This window comes from Microbispora sitophila, from assembly GCF_014892245.1.
Lineage (GTDB): Bacteria > Actinomycetota > Actinomycetes > Streptosporangiales > Streptosporangiaceae > Microbispora > Microbispora siamensis.
Genome location: NZ_JADBGC010000003.1, coordinates 31,951 through 52,412 on the forward strand (window position 1 = coordinate 31,951; position 20,462 = coordinate 52,412).

Consider the following 20,462-nt stretch of genomic DNA (forward strand, 5'->3'; position numbering starts at 1 on the left):
GGTTTGTGCCCCCCCCCACCCTGCCCGCGGGGGGGGCCGGGTTGTGCCCCGCCCCCCCCACACCCCCCGCCCCCACCGCTCCCCAGCCCGGTCACGCGTCACCCGCGTCCGCTCCGGACACGGCTCCCGGCGAGCCGGGGCCGGAAACCGGGCCGCCCCTGCTGGTGGGCTACGGCGTGACGGGTCACGCGCCCGCGCGCCGTGCCCGCAGACGACCGGTTCCCGCCCCGCCCGCCGACCGGCGGGTTCTGGCCAAGCCGCCCGTCCGCAAGCTGGCCAGGGATCTGGGCGTCGATCTTCGTGACGTCGTGCCGTCCGGGACCGACGGGGTGATCACTCGCGCGGACGTGCAGCGGGCGGGTGAGAGGTCCCCGGAGCCGGATCCGCCGCCCCGCGACTCCGCCCCGGTCCCGACGCCGGGAGAGCGGCGGATACCGGTACGCGGGGTGCGCAGAGCCATGGCCGAGGCCATGGTGGCCAGCGCGTTCAGCGCCCCGCACGTCACCGAGTTCATCACGGTGGACGTCACGCCGACGACCGAACTCGTCGAACGACTGCGGCGCGACCCGGATTTCGCGGGCCTTCGAGTGACGCCCCTGCTGCTGGTGCTCAAGGCGTTCCTGGTCGCCATCAGAAGGCACCCGGACATCAACGCGTCCTGGGACGACGCGGCGCGGGAGATCGTGGTCAAGGACGCGGTGAACCTCGGCGTCGCCGTGGCCACTCCACGCGGCCTCGTCGTCCCTCACATCAAGGACGCCCAGTCCAAGACCCTGCCGCAGCTGGCGGAGGAGCTGCGGAGCCTGGTGGAGGAGGCTCGGGAGGGGCGGACGGCCCCCGCGGCCATGACCGGTGGCACGGTCACCGTCACCAACATCGGGGTCTTCGGGGTGGACTCCGGCACGCCGATCCTCAACCCCGGCGAGGCCGCCATCCTGGCGGTCGGCGCGATCAAGACCCGCCCGTGGGTGTGCGGCGACCGGGTGGTGCCCCGCCAGGTCATGACCCTGGCGCTGTCGTTCGACCACCGGCTGGTCGACGGTCAGCTCGGCTCCGCCGTCCTCTCCGCGACCGCCGCCGTCCTGGAGCGCCCCGAGCGCCTCATGACCTGGTCCTGACCCGGACATCCGTCCGGGCCGCCGTCGCTCGCGAATGCCACGAGAAATGTGAATGGCGCGCGGCCTTTCCCGCGGAGGCGGCGGCCGTTTTCCGGACGTTTGCTTTGCGCGGATTTCGCTGCAGGCGGCGGCCGGGCGGGTGTGCCGGCGCCGGAGGTTGTACAGGCTTCTGGTCCGCCGGCCCAGCGGCTATAGTCGCCGGTATTGGCGCGGAACCACCGGTTCGCGCGATTTCCCCCAGCGTTTCCCCGTCGTCTGCGGAATCGTTCCACCGCGCGCGGTCCATTCAACGCGGCCCCTTCACCGAAAGTGCCCCGGCTCTACGATCGTTATGGAGGAATTCCATGCACAGCCGTCTCGGAGTCTTTCTCTCCCCCGTTCACGAGCTGGGGCAGGATCCGCATCTGGCGATTCAGCGCAACCTCGACCTGGTGGAGTCGCTCGATCGGTTGAATTTCGACGAGGCGTGGTTCGGCGAGCACCATTCGCTGGGTTGGGGACTCGTAGGCGCCCCGGAGACCCTCCTGGCCGCGGCGTCCCAGCGGACGCGGCAGATCAAGCTCGCGCACGGAGTGGTCCCGCTGTCCTGGCACCATCCGTTCCACGTCGCGACGCGTGCGGTCCACCTGGACCACCTCACCCGGGGCCGGTACATCCTGGGCGTGGGCCCGGGAGTCCCCACAGACGCTCACATGCTCGGCCTGAACCCGGCCGACCAGCGCACCCGGCTCGCCGAGGCGCTACCCAGCGTCATCGAGCTGGTCAACGGCGACGGGCGGGTGAACGACAAGACGGACTGGTACGGCCTCCAGGACGCCAAGCTGCACCTTCCCCGCTTCAGCCCGTCAGGTCTGGAGATCGTCATCGCCAGCGGCGGCACCACTCCCACGGCACCGAAACTGGCCGGCGAGTACGGGATCGGCATGGTGTCGTTCGCGCTGACGCAGCCGGGTATCCCGAACGGGATCAGCCTGGCCGACCAGTGGCGGTTCGCGCAGGAGAGCGCCGAGGCCCACGGCCACACGATGCGGCGCGAGGACTGGCGGATCGCGCTGCCGGTCCACGTCGCGGAGACCCGAGAGGAGGCGTTCGCCGACGTCAACGAGGGCTTCGCCCGTTGGCTGTTCGACTACTTCGGCCGGGCGAGCGGCCGTGACGTGTCCACCCCCGGCGTACGGAGACAGGACGAACTCCAGGCCCGGGTCGAGGCGGGAGGCGCGATCGTCGGCTCGGTCGAGGACGTGATCGCCGGGGTGGAGCGGCTGCAGGACCGCACGGGCGGTTTCGGCACCCTGCTCGTCTACGTGCCGGACTGGTGCTCGTGGGACAAGACCGACCGGAGCATGGAGCTGCTCGCCCGCTACGTGGCCCCGCACTTCACCCGCACCGCCGACCGCCCGCGCGAGTCGATGGAGTGGGCCGTCTCCCGCCGGGAGCAGCGCTGACCGCTGCGACCGACGGGGAGCTCCGGTGATCACGAGCCCTGGGCGCGGCCCGGGCGCCGCCAGGCGAGCAGCCTTCTTCGACGTCGACGAGACGCTCATCACGGCCAAGAGCATGTTCGAGTTCCTGCGCTACTGGCTGGCCCGCAACGGCGACGACGGCACGGACTACAGGCGCCGGGCCGCCGAACTTCTGGACATCGCGGCACGGGGACTGCCTCGCGCCGAGGGGAACCGTGCGTACTACCTGAACTTCAAGGGCGCGCCGTGCGCCGACGTCGCCGAGGCCGGACGCGCCTGGTACGCGGACTATCGGGAGGGGCCCGGCTCCTTCGTCTCCGCGAGCCTGTCCGCGCTCGCCCGGCACCGTACGGCAGGGGATCTCATCGTGCTGGTCTCCGGCTCGTTCGGCGCGTGCCTGGGGCCACTCGCCGCGGACCTGGCCGCGGACCTGGTGCTGTGCAGCGATCCCTCGGTGGCCGAGGACGGCACGTTCACCGGGGAGGTCACCGTGCCGATGATCGGCGCGGCCAAGGCCGACGCGGTCGCCAGGACGATCCGCGAACGCGGCTTGAACGCGCAGGACTGCTTCGCCTACGGCGACCACGTCAGTGATCTCGAAATGCTGCTCGTCGTGGGGAACCCGGTCGTCGTCGGCGCCGACCCGGTCCTGCGCGAGCACGCACGGAGCCGGGACTGGCCGGTGCTGCCGGCGACCGGCGGACGGAGGGAAGTCAGATGAACGGACTGGACGGCAAGGTGGCCCTGATCACCGGGGCCGATCGCGGCATCGGGCGCGCCCTGGCCCGCAGGCTCGGCTCCGAGGGATGCAGGCTCGTCCTCCACTCGAACAACGAGCAGGGACTGCGCAAGGCCGTCGCGGACGACGGCCGGCCCGCGACGGACGTGCTCACCGCGGTGCACGACGTGTCCGACGTCGCGGCGGTCGAGGCGTCGGTCGCCGAGGCGATCGCGGCCTTCGGCCGGATCGACTACCTGTTGAACGTCGCGGGGGTCGCCTTCTTCGGCGGGGTGCTGGACACCACGACGGAGATGTGGGAGCGGACCCTGCGCACGAACCTCACCGGCTATTTCGTCGCGGCCCGCGCCGTCCTCCCGCATATGAAGCAGGCGGGCGACGGATTCGTCGTCAACATGTCCTCGATCTGGGGCAGGCGCGCCGCCGGCCCGGGAGGCCTGGCCTACTCGGTGTCGAAGTGGGGGGTGGAGGGCCTGACCCGGGCGCTCGCCGCGGAGGCCAGGCCGTGGGGAGTCAGGGTCTCGGGTGTCGTCCTCGACAAGGTCGACACCGCGTTCAGCGAGAACATGCCGGGCGAGCTCACCGCGGAGCAGCGTGGCCGGATGCTGACGGTCGACGATGTCGTCGACGCGACGCTGGCCATCCTCACCTCCTCTCCCAACGCCCATGTATCCACCATCGAGCTCGACGCCTGGTTGTGGCGTTAGCCGGGCCGCGGCACAAGGGGGTTGACAGAGATGCCTGTCAGCGAGAGCACGACGCTGTTCATCGTCGGTGACCGGTTCGCGGACTTCGCCGAGCAAGCGCCGGCCAGGAGCGTGTCCCGGTTCGTCGCCGACCTGCGCGCGGGCGTGTTCCGGGACGAGACGAAGGAGCGGAGGCTCGTGCTGGCCGAGGGCCAGGGCCTCACGTCGTACGACTGGGACCTGATCCGCGACGAACTCGAATTCCAGGGGTTGTCCGAGCGCACGGTCATCCACAGGAGCACGCGCGGCCCGCTCGGCGGCCACACCGACACGCACAAACGCCGCGAGGAGAACGTTCTGATCGCCGGGCTCACCCGGCTCACCGAGACCCTGTTCCAGGCGTCCCTGCGACTGCACAACGACCAGGAATTCCAGCTCGACCACCAGGCGGGCCATGTGCAGGGAATGGTCGTCCTGGAGGCCGCCCGGCAGATGTACCTGGCGGTGTGCGAACGCCATTTCGCTCCCAACGACGCCGGACACCGTTATGCCTACGTCTTCGACACGCTCGAGGCGGGCTTCCGCAACTTCCTCTTCCCTCTCGAGACGCTGATCGAGGCCGAGGTGCTCCACACGGACCGGAGCGATCCGGAAATGCTCGTCTTCGACATTCAGATCAGCTTCCGGCAGGCCGGGCTGCAGGCGGCCCTCATCCGGATGAAGGGCACCGCCTTCCACCGGGCGCTGATGGCGAAGAGGGAAAGCAGAGGGGCGCAGCGGGCACTGCGGCACGCGCTCAGGCAACTCCCCGCGGAACTCGCGGAGCCGGATCGGCTCGCCTGGGGCGAATGACCGATCGAGGCACGTCCGTCCGACACCGATCGAGAGGAAGACCACCCATGACCTCCCCATTGCTGCTCGTGAGCGAGTTCCCCGTCGAGCCGAACGCCGTCGACAAGGCGGTCACGGTGATCCGGGAGCAGGTCTCCGGTGACGGCCGGCCCCAGGGGTCGCTCTACCGGGGGCTGGAGGCTCCGACCGTTCTCGAGCTGACGCCGGTCGACACGCTCGCGCAGCTCGACCCGCTCCTGGAGGGCTGGGGCGCCCTGTTCGCCGAACTCGCCCCGCTGCTCACCGGCGACGTACGCCGTCAGGCGCTGCGGTTCGTCGGGGCGCCCAAGCCCGCCGCGGAACAGCTCCCGGACACCCGGTATGTCCAGCTGCGCCATGTCGAGGTCAGGCCTCCCGTGTACGAGGAGTATCTGGCCTGGCGGGAGGGGACCATCTTCGCCGAGGTCCACAAGTCCCCGAAGATCGAGACGTTCCTTGCGTACCACTCCCTCGTCAGCACCGAGCCCGGCGTGATGTTCGTCTCCGGGTTCTCGTGCCCGCCGGAGGAGTACCTGCAGGTGTTCACCTCCGAGCGGTACGCGGAGATCGGCAGGCAGGCGCACCCCCGTTTCGTCACCGACGAAGGGCTCTACACACGGCTCTACGAGCGCCTGACCGGTGCCGAGGGAGCGTGACGGTGACCCGTTCGCGAACCTACGAACTCAGCATGACGACGCAGGGCCCGCTGTATCCGCCGAGCGAGGTGATGAACGCCGACGGGCATTTCGTGGTGATCGGCGGGATCAACCGCGCCCGGCCCGGTGGCGGCGTCGTCACGGAATGGGGCGGCGCGATCGTCGCCCCGGACAGCGAGCTGCCGCCCTTCGGGCAGAACGCGCCCTATCGCATCGTCAGGGAGTTGCCCGCGGACCTGTCGGACGCCGATCGGGCGATGGTCCTCCACACCCTGCCGTTGCCTCTTCCCTGCAACAACTACCCGATGGTCTTCGCCCCGGAGCAGTTGCCCGAGCCGCTCTCCGTGGTGCGGCCGAGCTATCCGTTCCACCAGGTGCCGATCCCCGACCTGCAGCCGGAGGACGGCCCCAAGGTGCTGGAGCCCATCACCCTCGGCCAGTGGGTGAAGGCGGCGGGCGTGCTGACGATCAGCCTGGTCGAGGGCGACACGGCGGCGGACTTCCACGGGGAGTTCACCGGGCTGATTCCGAACACCCTCTATACGGTGATGGCCATACGAGCCCGGGACATGCGACCGGACGGCCGTGCCCATCCCAGCCCTCTGGGCGTCCCCAACGTCCTGATGGCCGATCAGAAGGGCGAAGCCTCCTATCACGCGCGGCTGCCGAACCCCTTCCCCGCGCCCGGGACCGCGCAGGCCCAGAACCGCATCGTCAACGTCGTCCTGCTCTGGATGAGTTACCAGCAGAACTACGGGGGCGCGATCGGCCGGTTCGGGCTCGGCGGGGACGTCCACGCTCAGCTCAAGCTGGCCCGCCCGGGTTTCGCCGAGTTCACGACCCACGCCTGACACTCCGGCCGGACGGTCCTGCCAGGACGCACCCAACAGCCGAGAGGAGACGGTTGTGCTGACCCAGCGTTCTTTCCGCGATGTGCTCGGACGCTTCACCACCGGGGTGGTCCTGGTAACCGCTCGAACCGAGGACCGCCTCGCCGGGATGGCGGCGAACTCCTTCACCTCGGTGTCACTGGACCCGCCGCTCATCGCCCTGTGCGCGGCGCACACCTCCACGACCTGGCCCCTCATCCGCTCGTCGGGTGGTTTCGCCGTGACCATCCTCAGCGACCACCACGAGGAGGTCTGCCGGCTCTTCTCCACTCCGGGCGCCGATCGGTTCGCCGGCCGGACCTGGGCGTCCACTCCCAGCGGGCATCCGGTCCTGCCCGACGGGCTGGGCTGGCTGGACTGCCGCATTCAGAGCGTCCAACGGGCCGGCGACCACGAACTCGTGATAGCCGAGGCGGTGGACTGGAATGTCGCGGCCGCCGGTGTCCCGCTCATTTTTCATTCCGGTAGATACGCCGGGTGGCCGCCGGATTTTTTATAATGCGAGGCGAAGCGTCTTGGTAATCGCCCGGGCGCCCGTTCTCGACTTCGTGGCGGAGGCTATGCCCTATACCGGTGATGTCCATGTCGGTGGTCCGGCGGACGTGCGGGAGACGACGCACCTCACGATCGCCAAAATCGCCGTCGGAAACATCGACAACAATGCGTACCTGCTGCGGTGCCGGGCCACCGGAGAGCAGTTGCTGATCGACGCGGCGGACGAGCCGGAGACCCTGCTCGGGCTCATCGGCGAAGGGGGGCTCGCGGCGGTGCTGACCACTCACCAGCACTGGGACCACTGGCGTGCGCTCGCCGAGGTGGTGGCCGCGACGGGAGCGCGGACGCTGGTCGGCCGGGCGGACGCCGAGGGCATCCCGGTGCCGACGGACGTGCCGCTCGACGACGGCGACGTGGTCCGGGTGGGCGAGGTGGAACTGGTCGCCCGTCACCTGGTGGGGCACTCGCCGGGGAGCATCGCGCTGGTGTACCGCGATCCGCTGGGCCATCCCCACGTGTTCACCGGCGACAGCCTGTTCCCGGGCGGTGTGGGCAACACCCAGAAGGATCCGCAGAGGTTCGCCTCCCTCATCGACGACGTGGAGACGAAGATCTTCGCGGAACTGCCGGACGACACCTGGGTGTACCCCGGGCACGGCCGCGACACGACGCTGGGCGCCGAGCGGCCGCATCTGCCGGAATGGCGCAACCGGGGCTGGTGAAACCTCCGAATAACGCGGCGGTCGCCCGAACGGGCGGCCGCCGCGTTTTTTGTGTCGCAATCCGTTCATCGGTTGCCGACGCGGGCGTGCGGCCGGATCCGCGTTGACGGTGCATCCTGAACCTGCCTATATTGGCGTTCACCGCGAGCGATAAAGCGCGACGCGCATTTCTCCCGGACGCCGAGGTGTTTCCCGTCCGGATCCCCATTTCCGCAAGAGATCTTTTTCGTCATGCCGACGTTCAGCCGACAGATCGGACCAACGAAAAATGCCCCGAGATCTGCTCGCCCCGGCGCAGCCGGCCGAAACCACCGGCGCCCCGTTCGCGAACGCCGCGGCCGGGCTCGCACGACCGGTGGGAATCCACGCGACGGGCCTCTACGTGCCCGAACGGATCGTGACCAACGACGAGCTGACCCGGACGCTGGACACGTCCGACGCCTGGATCACCACGCGCACCGGGATACGGGAGCGGCGTTTCCTGGAGGACGGGCTCGCCACCTCCGACATGTGCCTCGCGGCCGCCCGGGAGGCCATGTCCCGCGGCGGCGTGGCGCCCGACCGTCTGGACGCGATCATCGTCACGACCTTCACCCCTGATCAGCCGCTCCCGTCCACCGCGCTCATGGTGAAGCAGGCCCTGGGCGCGCACCGCGCGATCCCCCTCGACCTCACCCAGGCCGCCTGCGCAGGGGGGATCTACGCGATGCTGGTCGCGGCGCACCTGCTGCAGAACGAGAACTTCTCGCACGTCCTGGTGATCGGGGCCGACTCCGGATCCCGCGCCACCGACCCCGCCGATCGCGGCACCCGGGTCTTCCTCGGCGACGCCGCCGGAGCCGCCCTCCTCGGCCCCACCTCGCCTGGGTTCGGGCTGCTCTCCTGGGACACCGACTCGGAGCTGTCCTACGAGGTGGAGATCCCCGCAGGCGGCTCGCGGATGCCCACGAGCCCGGAGACCGCCGACCTGCGTGCGCAGTACCTGAAGATGAACGGGAAGGCCGTGTGGAACATGGCCACCGACCGGCTCCCGCGCAGTGTGCGCAACACCGCCAGGCTCGCGGGAGTCGAGCTCGACGAGGTGCGGCACTTCCTGTTCCATCAGGCGAACATCAACATCATCAACGAGGCCATGTCCAGTCTCGGCGTTCCCGCCGAGCGGGCTCCGACCACCGTCGCCTGGTTGGGCAACACCGCCGCGGCCAGTATGTTCACCGTTTTGCACGAGACCATGCGCGATGACATCCGGCACGGCGACCTCATGATCATGGCCGGAATCGGCGCCGGTTTCCTCTGGGGATCGGTCTGTTTCCGGCACTGTGCACAGTCCTGATCCGATCGTCGCGAGGAGCGTGTTCCCATGACCAATCCCACCCTCACCCGGGAGACCATCGACCAGTTCGTGTTCGACGCGATGACCAAGCTCGGCGTCGAGCCGTCGGAGATCACCGTCGACGCGTCGTTCGACGACCTGGGCCTGGACTCACTCGACGTCACCGAACTGGGGCAGTCGGTCAAGCGGGAGTACGGCGTCGACCTGTCCCCCCGGGACCTCGAGGACGCGCTGCTCGTCCGGGAGGCGCTGGCCGTCATCTACGCGAAGGCCGGCCTGTGAGAGGCGTTTCCACAGGTCCGGACGAATCCTTCGCCAAGAGAGGAGCACGGTGACCGTCACACTGGCCGGTGCGGGAGCGGCGTTGCCCGAGCGTGTGCTGCGCAACGACGACTTCGCCCATCTGAACACCTCTGACGAGTGGATCGTGAAGCGCACCGGAATCCGGGAGCGCCGCTGGCTGGCGGACGACGCCAGCCTCGCCGAGCTGGCGGAACACGCCTGCGCGCGGGCGCTGGAGGACGCGGGTGTCGCGCCGCGCGATGTCCGGCACGTGGTCGTCGCCACCTCCACCGGAGACAGGATCAGCCCCGGCGTCGCCGTCGAGGTCGCGTGGCGGCTGGGCCTCGACCAGCCCGCCGCCTTCGACGTGAGCGCCGGTTGCGCGGGGTTCCTGTGCGCGCTGGACCACGCGATCGCGGTGGTCGAGTCCGGACGTGCCGAGCACGTCCTCGTCTGTGGCGCGGAGGCCATGTCGCGCCTGACCGACACGACCGACAGGTCCACCGCCGTGCTCCTCGGCGACGGCGCGGGGGCCGTCGTCGTCTCGGCGGCGGGGCGGGCACGGCGGCCGTACTTCGCGCTCGCCTCGGACGGCCGGCAGATCGAGTTGCTCTACGTCGATCGCCGGGAACGGCTGCTGCGGATGCGCGGACGCGAGATCTACGAGCACGCGGTGGAGGCCATGGCCGGGCACACCAGGCTCGTTCTCGACGCCTGCGGGCTGGGTGCCGAGGACCTCGATCTGTTCGTCGCCCACCAGGCCAACGCGCGCATCGTTCGCGCGGTCGCCCGGGAGCTCAAGGTGCCGGACGACCGGGTCTTCCTCAACATCGACCGGGTCGCCAACACCTCCGCCGCGTCCATCCCGCTCGCTTTGGCGCATGCGCAGGAGGAGCGGGTCCTCCGACCCGGAGCGCTGCTGGGCCTCGCGGTTTTCGGAGCGGGGTTCACCTGGGGCGCGGGGGTCGTCACCTGGAAGGACGGGGTTCCCGCGGCGCCCGCCGGGCACGAGGGCTGAGCGGGCGTCCGCGGGAGAAGGGAGGGGCACCCTCACGACTGGCGCCTCGGGAGGGTGCAGGCGGCTACGGCGGTGACCAGCGCGAGGGCGGCCTCGACCAGTTCCGCGGTGACGGTGGCGGAGCCGAACCCGTGTCCGGCGGCCACCGAGAAGAACAGGGTGCCGATGCCCGCGACGCCCAGCGCTGTCGCCGTCTGCTGGGTGGTGGTCAGCACGCCGCTGGCGACGCCGGCCCGTTCCGGAGGGACGCCGATGAGGACCAGGCCGGTCAGGGGGATCGCGATCAGCCCCTGACCGAAGCCGATCACCACCAGCGCGGGCGCCAGCGACAGCGGGGTCAGGCCGTCGTAGTTCGACCAGGCCTGCAGGGCCGTGATGGCGAAACCCACGGCGAGCAGGAGAGCGCCGGCGACGGTCACGTACTTGCCGAACCTGGGGACCAGCCGGGGGCACAGCAGCGAGGCGGTCAGGAAGGCGATGGCGTAGGAGATGTAGGTGAGACCCGACTCCAGGGGCCCCAGGTGCATGCCGTACTGCAGTGAGATCGTGGTCGTCAGGATCATGCCGCCGAACGCGGGGAAGAAGGCCAGCGTCGTCAGCAGGCCGCGCCGCATGCTCGGAGCGCGCAGCAGTGACGGCGGCAGCAGCGGTGCCTTGCCGTGACGCTCCTCACGCGACTGCACGACGGCGAAGCCGACGGCGGCGAACGGTACGGCGGCCAGGAGGATCCAGCACCACAGCGGCCAGTTCTCGTCCCGGCCGAGGGTCAGGGGCAGCATGAGCAGCAGGACGGTGGTGGCGAGCAGGGCGGTGCCCGGCCAGTCGATGGACAGGGCCTTGGGCGCGCGGCTCTCCGGGACGACGCGGCGGGCGGCGAGGATGCCCAGAATGCCGATCGGGATGTTGACGAGGAAGATCGGCCGCCAGGACAGGCCGAAGAGGTCGGCGGACACCACCAGCCCGCCGAGGATCTGCCCGGCGGCCGCCGAGACGCCCAGCGTCGCGCCGAAGATCCCGATGGCCCGCTGGCGTGCCGCGCCCTGGTAGAAGACCTGGATGGTGGCCAGCACCTGCGGAACCATGAGGGCGGCGGTGCCGCCCTGGAGCACCCGAGCGACGATCAGCAGCGCGGCGTTGGGCGCGAGCCCGCAGATCGCCGAGGCGACGGTGAAGCCCGCCATGCCCGTGACGAACAGCCTCTGGCGTCCGAAGGCGTCACCGAGCCGCCCGCCGATGACCAGAAGGCAGGCGTAGGCGACGGTGTAGCCGGCCACCACCAGCTCCAGCTCGGCCGGACCGGCGCCGAGAGTGCGGGAGAGAGTGGGCAGCGCGACGTTGACGACGAACACGTCGATGATGTTGAGGACGTATCCCAGCAGGATGACGGGGAGAAGCCAACGGCCCGGTCTCGTGACCTCGCCGGCTGAGGTGGGGACGGTAACTGCCATGTGTGCACCGTGCCCGGCTCTCCTACCTGGTGCCAGGAGCCGGTTTATCCTATTACTGGCACAACCCTGGTCCCGCGCCGCCGACGGCGGCATGCTGGCATGGTGACAGTCACGATCCTCGGCACCGAGACGGGCGCACAAGGCAGCGCGACGGGAGCACAACGCGGCGCGACGGAAACCCAGCGCGGTGAAAGGGGAGCGCAGCGCGGCGAGACGGGATCACAACGCAACGCCGACGCCGCGCGGCGGCAGGAGCTCGGCGCCTTCCTGCGGTCGAGGCGGGACCGGCTCGCGCCCGAAGCGGTGGGCCTGCCGTCCACGGGCCGCCGCAGGGCGCCCGGCCTGCGCCGGGAGGAGGTCGCCCAGCTCGCCGGCGTCGGAGTGACCTGGTACACCTGGCTGGAGCAGGGGCGGCCGATCAACGTCTCGGCCCAGGTCATCGACGCGATCGCCCGGGCCCTGCGGCTGGACAACGACGAGATCGCCCACCTGTTCACCCTGGCGGGGCTGCCCGCACCCACCGTCGTCAGCGAGGACGAGGTCATCGCCGCGTCGCTGTCGGCCATCCTCGACGGCCTCGACCCGCTGCCCGCCTACGCCGTCTCCGCCCGGTACGACCTTCTGGCGTGGAACCGTTCCTGCACGAAGCTGATGGGCGACTTCGCCCGGCTGCCTCCGCACCGCCGCAACATGCTGTGGCTGCTGTTCGTCGAGCGGTCGTTACACGAGCTGGTGGGCGGCTTCGACACCGAGACCGGAACCCAGTGCGTGGCCAGGTTCCGCCGGAACTTCGCCGCCCACATCGGCGACCCCGCCTGGCAGGCTCTGGTCGACGAGCTGTACGAACGGTCCGAGGAGTTCCGCCGGCTGTGGGACCGGCACGACGTCGCCTCGAACTCCTCGAAGATCAAGAACTTCCGTCACCCCGTGGTCGGCCATCTTCGCCTCGCGTCCACCACGCTCTGGCTGGCGGACCAGCCCGGGGCGCGCCTGGTCGTCTACAACCCCGTGGACAGCCGGGGCCGGGATCTCCTCGAACGGCTGACGTACCTCACCGACACGACCTAGCCACCGAGAGGTCAGCGGGGGATGAGCCGCCCCGCTCACGACGGCGTTCTGAACGGAGCCATACGTTCATCGGATCGAACCGGCATCCGCGTCGTTCGCCGCGAGGGCGTCGCCGAGGGGCGTGCGGTAGTACAGGACCGATCGCCCCGTCCGGCGGCGCCGTACGAGACCGGCGTCGAGGAGCACCTTGAGGTGGCGGCCCACGGACCCCAGCCCCTGGCCGGTCAGCGCCACGAGGTGCGTGGTGCTCTTCGGCGCGGAGAGCAGCACGAGCACCTGCGCCCGCGCCGGGCCGAGCAGCCTGCCGAGCGCCTCGGGCGCCGGCGCCCGGCCGGGCTCGGCCAGCGTGCCCGAGCAGGGGTAGACCAGGGCGTAGTGCCGGCCCGCCGTCCAGGCGGTCCACGCCTGGCGGGGAGTGACCGGGACGAACATCAGCCTGGCCCCGCCGATCTGCCTCGGCGGGTAGTCATAAGTGTTGATCTGCAGCCGGTTGTCGCCGAGCCAGCGCATCCCCTTGCGCATGTCGTTCAGCGCGGCGGCCCACCCGCCCTGGCTCACATGGCCCACGCGGGCGACGATGTCGGCCTCCATGATCCGCCGGCGGCGCGGCCAGTCGGGCAGCACGGTTCGCGTCCACACCCACTCCAGCAGGCCGGCCGCCCGCTCGGGCAGGTCGGGACGGCGCAGCGGCTCCGGCAACGGGCCGCGCAGCGCCACCTCGATGTCGGCGTGCGCGGTCTCGGGCGGGGTCGCGCGGACGCGGGCCAGCTCCTCCTCGAAGGCGGGCTCGCCCTCGCCGGTGGGCGCGGGCGTGAGGAAGTCGGCGGTCCAGTTGCGTCCCCGCGCGGCCTTCAGCAGCAGCGCCGTGATCGGGTCGCCGGCCAGGCGGGACCGGTAGGCGGGCAGGTGCGTGTCGAGCCATGCCCGCTCGCCCGGATGCGCCGCCGACGCTCTTTCCAGCGTGAACAGGCAGGCCGTGGCCTCGGCCAGCGGGGAGATCACGAACCGGCTCTCCGCGAGGGTGTCGGCGTTGACCAGCCACCAACCCATGTTTCGCCTCCCCGCGAAACAATAACGGCGCAGCGCGGCGGTGATCGAGGCTCCCCTCATGCGTACCTATCGGGAACTGTTCCGCACCCCGGAATTCACGCCCTTGTTCACCGTCGCGTCCGCGCAGGTGGCGGCATCGACCGTGAGCGGCCTGGCGCTCGGCACGCTCGTCTACGGGGCGACGGGGTCGCCGCTGCTGTCGGCCCTGAGCATGTTCGGCGCGTCCTTCGCACAGGTGCTCGGGGCGACGGTGCTGCTGTCGGCCGCCGACCGGCTGCCCCCGCGCGCCGCGATGACGGCGCTGGCGTTGGTCCACTGCGCCGGCACGGCCGCGCTCGCCGTGCCCGGGCTGCCGCTGTGGGCCGTGTTCGCCGTCGTCCTCGGCATGGGGCTCGCCGCCTCCCTCGGCGGCGGAGTCCGGTTCGGGCTGCTCAACGAGATCCTGCCCAGGGACGGTTATCTGCTCGGCCGCTCGGTGCTCAGCATGTCGGTCGGCGTGCAGCAGATCATCGGCTTCGTCACCGGAGGCGTGCTCGTGACCGCGCTGTCCCCGCGCGGCACCCTGCTCGCCGGGGCGGTGCTGTATCTCGCCGCCGCGGCCGTCGCCCGGTGGGGGCTCACCGCCCGCCCGCCCCGCGCGCAGGGACGGCCCTCGCCCGCGGAGACGTGGCGGATCAACCGCGCGCTCTGGTCGTCAGGGGCGCGCCGCCGCCTCTATCTCGCCCTGTGGGTGCCGAACGGCCTGATCGTCGGCTGCGAGTCGCTGTACGTCGCCTACGACTCCCGGCACGCCGGGCTGCTGTTCGCCTGCGCCGCCGCCGGGATGCTCACCGGTGACACGCTGATGGGACGGTTCGTCCCCAAGCGGTGGCGCGAGCGGCTGAGCGCTCCGCTGCGGCTGCTGCTCGCCGTGCCGTACCTGGTCTTCCTCCTCCACCCGTCACTGCCGGTCGCGGTCGCCGCCGTCATGCTCGCCTCGGCCGGATATTCGGCGAGCCTGCTGCTCCAGGAACGCCTCATGGCGGTCACTCCGGAGGAGATGAGCGGGCAGGCGCTCGGGCTGCAGTCGTCCGGCGTGCTCACCATGCAGGGGGTCGGCGCGGCGATCGCGGGGGCGGTGGCCCAGTTCACCTCGGCCGCGGCCGCCATGGGCGTGATGGCGGTGGCCTCCGTCGCGGTCACCCTCGCGCTGGCGCCCGGCCTGCGGGCCGACGCGGCTGCGGGGGTCCGCTCCTCCACACCTGCTGTGGGGGTGGCTCGGCCCCGCCAGGGACGCGCTACTCCTTATGGGCGAAAGTGATGGACTCCTTGTGCGCGAACGCGGCGGGCTCCTGGGCGCGCGCCAGGGCCGCGACCGCGGCGATGGCCGCGAGAGCCTGGGCGCCCGGCGGGCCGCCGTGGCCGTGGCCGTCCACGGCGGCCCGCGCGACGGCGAGAAGCGCGTCGAGTACGCCCTCCCGGGGGTGGTAGTGCGCGACCGTCAGCAGCACACCCCCCACGGTGTCGTCCAGTTCCTTGTGAGCCTGGGCCGGCGTGTCCTGGACGAAGTCCCGCAGCCGGTCGAGAGAGGTCTCGCTGACCAGCCCGACGGCGTTGAGGTATTCACCGGCACGCAGCAGCGTACGGATCCGGACCTCGGCGGGGCTCCCGTCGTCCCCGTCCAGATCGGGACTGTTCAGTGCGGCTTCCACAGCCCAACCGAGCCGAGCCGCCTCGTCCAGAGAGATGCTCATGGGGGATTCCTCTCGTCTACCGGCTGTTGTCGAGTATCACGGCATCGTGGACTCGGGTGACGGAGGTTGACGAAAATGGACGGCTCAGAACGGCGGCTCAGAACGGCGGCTCACAGTTCGGCCAGGTGCCGTCTCACCTCGTCCGCCTCGGGGAGGTCCAGCTCGTCGAAGAGCGTGAGCGCCCGCCGCCACGCCTCGGCGGCCCGCGGCGTGGCGCCGTGCAGGCGGGCGATCCCGACCAGAGCCCTGGCCTCCTCGTAACGGTCGCCGGTCGAGGCGACGCGGGCGAGCGCGGCGTCGTAGTGCGCCTGCGCCGGCTCCCGCTGGCCCATGGCGCTCAGCGTGTCGCCCAGGCCGACCAAGGCGCTGGTCTCCGTCTCGGCCTCGCCGATCTCCCGTGCCGTCGTCACGGCCAGGTGGAACTGCTCGAGCGCCTCCTGGTGCCGTCCCTGCCGCAGTTCGAGCGTGCCCAGGCCACACCTGCTGTCGGCCTCGCCCACCCGGTAACCGGCCTCCAGGTAGATGGGCAGCGCCGAGTCGTGGCAGAGGCGCGCATCGTCCCAGCGGCCCAGCTTCGTGCGGACGTTGCCGAGGTTGGTGAGCGCGACGGCCACGCCCACCTGGTTGCCGATCTTCTGGTTCAGCGCGAGCGCCTGCTCGTAGTGCTCCTGCGCCTCGCCGAGGCGGCCCAGCCGCTCGTACGCGGCTCCGAGATTGTTGAGGGCGCGGCTCTCGCCGAGCTGGTTACCGGTATCGCGGTGCAGGCCGAGGGCGCGCACATGGTGCGCGATGGCCTGCCGATACTCGCCGAGCTGAAGGTGGACCGTGCCAAGGCCGTACAGGACGGTTCCCTGCGCCGTCCGATCGCCCAGCGTCTCCCACAGGGCCAGCGCCTCGAGCAGGTGGTCGCGGGCCTCGATGTAGCGCCCGCCACGCCAGCACACGATGCCCAGCCCGTGCAGGGCCTCGGCCTGCCCGGCCAGGTCGCCGCCGTCCCGGTACAGGCTCAGCGCCGCGCGGTGGTGCTCCCCCGCGGCGGCGTAGTCGCCGAGCCGCCGGTGGGTCACGCCCAGCCTGTTCAACGCGCCGGCCCGATCCTCGGGGGAGCCCGCGGCATCGAGCGCGTGGCCGTGCAGCGCCAGTGCGGCGCCGAACTGCCCCAGCGTGTCGAGACGGCCGGACAGCGCGGCCGAAAGGGGGCCCGCGTGGCTCGGTCGCGTACGCGCCAGGGTCAGCAGGTTGGGCAGCTCGCGCACCAGCCACTTCCCGTCGTGCAGCGCCACGGCGGCCTGGTAGTGATCGGCCAGCCGGGTGAGCGCCGGCGCGGCGTCGGCGTGATCCTGCTCGGCCCCGTACGCGCGGAGCAGGTCGTGCATGCCGTACCGGCCCATGGGGGTCTCCTCCACCAGGTGGCTCTGGCACAGGACGTCCACCAGCCGGGCGGCGACGGTGTGGTCGAGCCCCAGGAGGGCGGCGACCGCGGGGAGGTCGAGGTCGGCGTACGGGTGGGCGCTCAGGAGGAGGAAGGCGCGGTCCGCCGCGGCCGACAGGTTCCTCCGTGACCAGGAGAAGACGGCGCGTACGGCCGTGTACTCGTCGTCTCCCGCCGCGAGGAGGTCGAGCCTGCGCGACTCGTCCCGCAACTGGCCCACCAGGTCCGCGAGCGTGAGGCGGGGACGGGCGATCGCCAGCTCCGCCGCCACGCGCAGGGCGAGCGGCAGCCGCGCGCACAGCTCCGCCAGCGTCGCCGCCTGCTCCGGCTGGGCGTCCACCCGCCCGCCGAGCAGCGTGCGCAGCAGCGCCACCGCCTCCTCGCCGGTGAGCAAGTCGAGGCCGATCCGTACGGCACCGTGCCGGGCGACCAGGGCGGGCAGCGTGTCGCGGCTGGTGATCAGGACCAGGCAGGTGCCCGACCCGGGCAGCAGCGGGCGCACCTGGGCCACCGTATGGGCGTTGTCCAGGAGGACCAGCATGCGGCGATCGGCCGTCAGCGTGCGCAGCCGCGCGGCGCGCTCGCTCTCGCGCTGCGGGATGGCCGAGTCCGGCACGCCCAGGGCACGCAGGAGCGTCTCCAGGGCCTCGCCGGGCTCCAACGGCTGGTCCGGATCGTAGCCGCGCAGGTTCAGGTAGAGCTGGCCGTCGGGGAAGTGCGCGGCGACGCGGTGGGCCCAGTGCACGGCCAGAGCCGTCTTGCCGACTCCCGCCGGGCCGGAGACCAGCGCGATGGGGGCGGGGCCCGAGGGGCGCAGGAGGGGATCCAGGGCGGCGAGCTCGTGGGCACGCCCCGTGAACCCCCTGACGTCGGTGGGAAGCTGGCGGGGCACCGCGGCGGGCGCCCCGGCAGACGCCGCGGTCTCGGCGGCGGGCGGCCGGGGCGTCGTGGCGGCCAGCCAGAGCCGGTGGAAGTGCTCGACGTCGCCGTGCAAGGTCTCCACGATCAGCTCGAGCAGCCCCCACCGGGGGACCCTCGCCGTGGAGAACGCCGCCGAGATCGTCGTACGGCTGCAGCCCACCTCGCCCGCCATCTCGCGCAGGCTGGGCCAGCCCGCCTGATGGTGCAGATCGTGCAACGCGTCGAAGAGCTGACGGACCGGACCGTCCGGCAGCCGAGGTCTCGGTAACGCCGCCACACCACGACGGTGCAGGGAGCCGTCCGGTTTCGTCAACATCCGGCAACCGGCTTCCGGGCGCTCCAACACTCGGAGTCGTTCCCAGCGAACGTCGTCCCCAGCGAACAGGGGAAGGAGCCCCAATGCTGACGTCAGATCTTTCCGACGGCTTCTTCGAGGCCGTCACGGCCACGTCCGACACCCTCGGCTGCGCGCCGCTCGACCTGCTCGGCGTGATGATGAACGAGAGCGGTGTCAAAGCCGCGGCGCACAACCCCAACGGCGACGCCAGCGGCCTGATCCAGTTCATGCCGCAGACCCTCGTCAACCTCGGCTGGACCGAGGGCCACGACGCGTTCAGGAGCCTGAGCGCCGAGGAGCAGATGCCCTTCGTGGAGCGCTACTTCACGCCGTACGTCCACCAGGACCTGAGCTCCGCCGCCCGCCTCTACCAGGCCACCTTCCTGCCCGCCACGCTCGGCCTCGGCTCCGGCTTCGACGTGGTGATCTGCGACAAGGACGGCCTGAACTCCTTCGCCTACGGCCCCAACCAGGGCTTCGACCGGGACCACAAGGGCTCCATCACCGTCGGCGACCTGCAGGCCGCCGTCGACCGCGCCTGCCAGGGGTTGCGCTGGGACGAGATCGCCGGCCGGGCCAACGGCACCTTCGCCGACGGGGTGATCGACCTGACGGTGACCTCGGGCGTGCAGGCGGCGCTGGCGGCGCTCGGCTACGACCCCGGCCCGGTCGACGGCCGGAGCGGCCCGCGGACCGTCGGGGCCATCGCGCAGTTCCAGTCCGACAACGGCCTGTCGGAGTCGGACGGGGATCTCGGCGACGAGACGCGCTCCGCGCTCGGCGCCGCCCTGGACGGCATCGGCGTCTCCCACACCGGCTTCTAACTCATCGGAGGTCAACCATGTCCCTCGACGAACGCATCGCGCTCACCCTCTACGACCGCATCTACCAGGTCATCAGCGGGGCCGACCCGCACTCCGGGATGCCCTCGGCCTTCGACACCGCCACCACGATGTTCGCGATGGCCCAGCGCGGCATGGTCCTCAACGCCGCCGACTACCGCAACCCGTGGTCCCCCGGCAACACCGACGGCAGCATCCAGGCGGCCTTCAACATCGCCTCCCTCGTCGACGACATCCCGGCCGTGAGCCACATGTACGCGCCGACCGGGCGCTCCGTGTCGGACGTGTACTCGAAGATGGTCAGGACGGTGCACGTCTCCGAGCCGCCGCCCTCACCCGAGATACAGCGCCAGCGCGACGAGCTCAAGAAGGTCCTCTTCGAGCGGGCCAAGGACGACGACGGCCACGAGATCGAGCGCCCGACGGCGCTGGCGAACGCCGAGCAGCAGGCCTTCAACGACTACCAGGACGCCTACATGACGTACGTGAGTCAGTGGGCCGCCGCTCAGGACGACCCGAACCTCAAGAAGGTCTGGCCGGTCGTCGGCGCCCAGGCGCTCCAGCGGCCCAGGCGGGCCTTCGCCGACTGGGGCGCCGCCGGCCGGGACCAGATCGCCTCCACGAAGGCACAGCTCGCCACCTTGAACGAGGGCCAGGTGGCGCGCGCCTTCGCCGACGCCCAGTTCCGCCTGGTGGCGTACGAACTCGTCAACGAGCTTCAGGAGACCTTCTTCAGGACGACGATCTCCCCCTCGGACTGGGCGGGAGCCGACGCCTCCGGCTGGCCGCAGTTCACCTTCTCGGAGTCGACGCTGAAGAGCGACTTCTCCGCCGAGGCGACCTCGTGGGGTGCGTCGGCCCAGGTGAGCGTGGGCCTGTGGAGCTTCGGCGGCGGGGTGTCGTCCTCCGACAGCCGTGTGAGCATGAGCAACGACACGACCGGCGTCAGCCTCTCCTTCCGCTGGCGGGTCTGCCCCGTCTACCGCAAGTGGATGGACGGCACCCTGTTCAAGCTGCCGAACTGGGACGTCGGCACGCTGACCGGGGCCGGCGGCGTCTCCGGCGGGCCCGACCCGCTCATGCCGCTGATCCCGCAGGCGGTGGTGATCGTCCGCGACGTGCACGTGTCGGCGAACTGGTCCCACCAGGACTCCGAGCACCTCGACTCGGCCATCAGCGGCTCGGCCAGCGTCGGCTGGGGGCCGTTCGCCGTCTCGGGGAACTACAGCCACAGCTCGACCAGTGACAGGTTCGGGGCGCACCGGACCGACCAGGGCTTCGTGATCCCGGACATCCAGGTGCTCGGCTTCGTCTGCACGAAGGTGCCGCCCTGCCCGCCCAAGTAGCCGAGAAAGGGGA

Annotated in this window: 20 protein-coding genes; 16 read left to right on the forward strand and 4 right to left on the reverse strand. The window is 71.1% G+C overall.

Annotated features, from left to right (window positions below; translation table 11 throughout):
- The first annotated feature begins 176 nt into the window (after positions 1 to 176).
- From IL992_RS06115 to IL992_RS06170, 12 genes are all read left to right on the forward strand, one after another.
- The gene (locus IL992_RS06115; protein ID WP_319018375.1) at positions 177 to 1,118 is read left to right on the forward strand and encodes a dihydrolipoamide acetyltransferase family protein; all 942 of its coding nucleotides are present in this window, start codon (positions 177 to 179) and stop codon (positions 1,116 to 1,118) included.
- A gap of 344 nt (positions 1,119 to 1,462) precedes the next feature.
- Positions 1,463 to 2,563: an LLM class flavin-dependent oxidoreductase gene (locus tag IL992_RS06120; protein ID WP_193202340.1), complete on the forward strand. Its 1,101-nt coding sequence runs from the start codon at positions 1,463 to 1,465 to the stop codon at positions 2,561 to 2,563.
- A gap of 25 nt (positions 2,564 to 2,588) precedes the next feature.
- Positions 2,589 to 3,302, forward strand: coding sequence for an HAD family hydrolase (locus IL992_RS06125; RefSeq protein WP_319018376.1), 714 nt, complete (start codon positions 2,589 to 2,591; stop codon positions 3,300 to 3,302).
- Positions 3,299 to 4,027 carry an SDR family NAD(P)-dependent oxidoreductase gene (locus tag IL992_RS06130; RefSeq protein ID WP_193202341.1) on the forward strand — a complete coding sequence of 243 codons (729 nt, stop codon included), beginning with the start codon at positions 3,299 to 3,301 and terminating at the stop codon, positions 4,025 to 4,027. The genes IL992_RS06125 and IL992_RS06130 overlap by 4 nt, the downstream gene beginning before the upstream one ends.
- A 30-nt stretch (positions 4,028 to 4,057) precedes the next feature.
- Positions 4,058 to 4,858 carry an AfsA-related hotdog domain-containing protein gene (locus IL992_RS06135; RefSeq protein ID WP_193202342.1) on the forward strand — a complete coding sequence of 267 codons (801 nt, stop codon included), beginning with the start codon at positions 4,058 to 4,060 and terminating at the stop codon, positions 4,856 to 4,858.
- 47 nt (positions 4,859 to 4,905) lie between these two features.
- The gene (locus IL992_RS06140; protein WP_193202343.1) at positions 4,906 to 5,532 is read left to right on the forward strand and encodes a hypothetical protein; all 627 of its coding nucleotides are present in this window, start codon (positions 4,906 to 4,908) and stop codon (positions 5,530 to 5,532) included.
- 2 nt (positions 5,533 to 5,534) lie between these two features.
- Positions 5,535 to 6,383 (forward strand): hypothetical protein, encoded by an 849-nt coding sequence (locus IL992_RS06145; RefSeq protein WP_226872450.1) that lies wholly within the window; start codon positions 5,535 to 5,537, stop codon positions 6,381 to 6,383.
- Between the two features lie 55 nt (positions 6,384 to 6,438).
- Positions 6,439 to 6,921: a flavin reductase family protein gene (locus tag IL992_RS06150; RefSeq protein WP_193202344.1), complete on the forward strand. Its 483-nt coding sequence runs from the start codon at positions 6,439 to 6,441 to the stop codon at positions 6,919 to 6,921.
- 61 nt (positions 6,922 to 6,982) lie between these two features.
- Positions 6,983 to 7,639 carry an MBL fold metallo-hydrolase gene (locus tag IL992_RS06155; RefSeq protein ID WP_193202345.1) on the forward strand — a complete coding sequence of 219 codons (657 nt, stop codon included), beginning with the start codon at positions 6,983 to 6,985 and terminating at the stop codon, positions 7,637 to 7,639.
- A gap of 268 nt (positions 7,640 to 7,907) precedes the next feature.
- On the forward strand, positions 7,908 to 8,972 hold the full coding sequence (locus IL992_RS06160) for a 3-oxoacyl-ACP synthase III family protein (RefSeq protein ID WP_193202346.1): 1,065 nt from the start codon (positions 7,908 to 7,910) through the stop codon (positions 8,970 to 8,972).
- A gap of 27 nt (positions 8,973 to 8,999) precedes the next feature.
- Positions 9,000 to 9,254, forward strand: coding sequence for an acyl carrier protein (locus tag IL992_RS06165; protein ID WP_193202347.1), 255 nt, complete (start codon positions 9,000 to 9,002; stop codon positions 9,252 to 9,254).
- Between the two features lie 49 nt (positions 9,255 to 9,303).
- Positions 9,304 to 10,272, forward strand: coding sequence for a beta-ketoacyl-ACP synthase III (locus tag IL992_RS06170; protein ID WP_193202348.1), 969 nt, complete (start codon positions 9,304 to 9,306; stop codon positions 10,270 to 10,272).
- A gap of 32 nt (positions 10,273 to 10,304) precedes the next feature.
- On the opposite strand, the gene IL992_RS06175 is transcribed toward IL992_RS06170, so the two are convergent.
- Positions 10,305 to 11,720, reverse strand: a complete 1,416-nt coding sequence (locus tag IL992_RS06175; RefSeq protein ID WP_193202349.1) for an MFS transporter — start codon at positions 11,718 to 11,720, stop codon at positions 10,305 to 10,307.
- Positions 11,721 to 11,822: 102 nt separating this feature from the next.
- Between IL992_RS06175 and IL992_RS06180 the strand changes: the two genes are divergently transcribed.
- Entirely contained in the window at positions 11,823 to 12,788 is a 966-nt protein-coding gene (locus IL992_RS06180; protein ID WP_319018377.1) for a helix-turn-helix transcriptional regulator, read from the forward strand.
- A gap of 66 nt (positions 12,789 to 12,854) precedes the next feature.
- Here IL992_RS06180 and IL992_RS06185 read toward each other — a convergent pair whose 3' ends face one another.
- On the reverse strand, positions 12,855 to 13,838 hold the full coding sequence (locus IL992_RS06185) for an ArsR/SmtB family transcription factor (RefSeq protein ID WP_193202351.1): 984 nt from the start codon (positions 13,836 to 13,838) through the stop codon (positions 12,855 to 12,857).
- Between the two features lie 58 nt (positions 13,839 to 13,896).
- On the opposite strand from IL992_RS06185, the gene IL992_RS06190 reads away from it, so the two are divergent.
- A complete protein-coding gene (locus IL992_RS06190; RefSeq protein ID WP_226872451.1) occupies positions 13,897 to 15,138 on the forward strand; it encodes an MFS transporter in 1,242 nt (413 codons plus the stop codon).
- Here IL992_RS06190 and IL992_RS06195 read toward each other — a convergent pair.
- Together IL992_RS06195 and IL992_RS06200 are read right to left on the reverse strand one after the other, a co-directional pair.
- Positions 15,116 to 15,571, reverse strand: coding sequence for a hypothetical protein (locus IL992_RS06195; protein ID WP_193202352.1), 456 nt, complete (start codon positions 15,569 to 15,571; stop codon positions 15,116 to 15,118). The genes IL992_RS06190 and IL992_RS06195 overlap by 23 nt on opposite strands.
- A 110-nt stretch (positions 15,572 to 15,681) precedes the next feature.
- Positions 15,682 to 18,201 (reverse strand): ATP-binding protein, encoded by a 2,520-nt coding sequence (locus IL992_RS06200; protein WP_193202353.1) that lies wholly within the window; start codon positions 18,199 to 18,201, stop codon positions 15,682 to 15,684.
- Between the two features lie 122 nt (positions 18,202 to 18,323).
- Here IL992_RS06200 and IL992_RS06205 point away from each other — a divergent pair, with 122 nt between their 5' ends.
- Together IL992_RS06205 and IL992_RS06210 are read left to right on the forward strand one after the other, a co-directional pair.
- Positions 18,324 to 19,085 carry a peptidoglycan-binding domain-containing protein gene (locus IL992_RS06205; protein WP_226872452.1) on the forward strand — a complete coding sequence of 254 codons (762 nt, stop codon included), beginning with the start codon at positions 18,324 to 18,326 and terminating at the stop codon, positions 19,083 to 19,085.
- A 17-nt stretch (positions 19,086 to 19,102) separates the two neighbouring features.
- Complete coding sequence (locus tag IL992_RS06210; protein ID WP_193202354.1) at positions 19,103 to 20,449, forward strand: hypothetical protein; 1,347 nt, start codon at positions 19,103 to 19,105, stop codon at positions 20,447 to 20,449.
- The last annotated feature ends 13 nt before the right edge of the window (positions 20,450 to 20,462 follow it).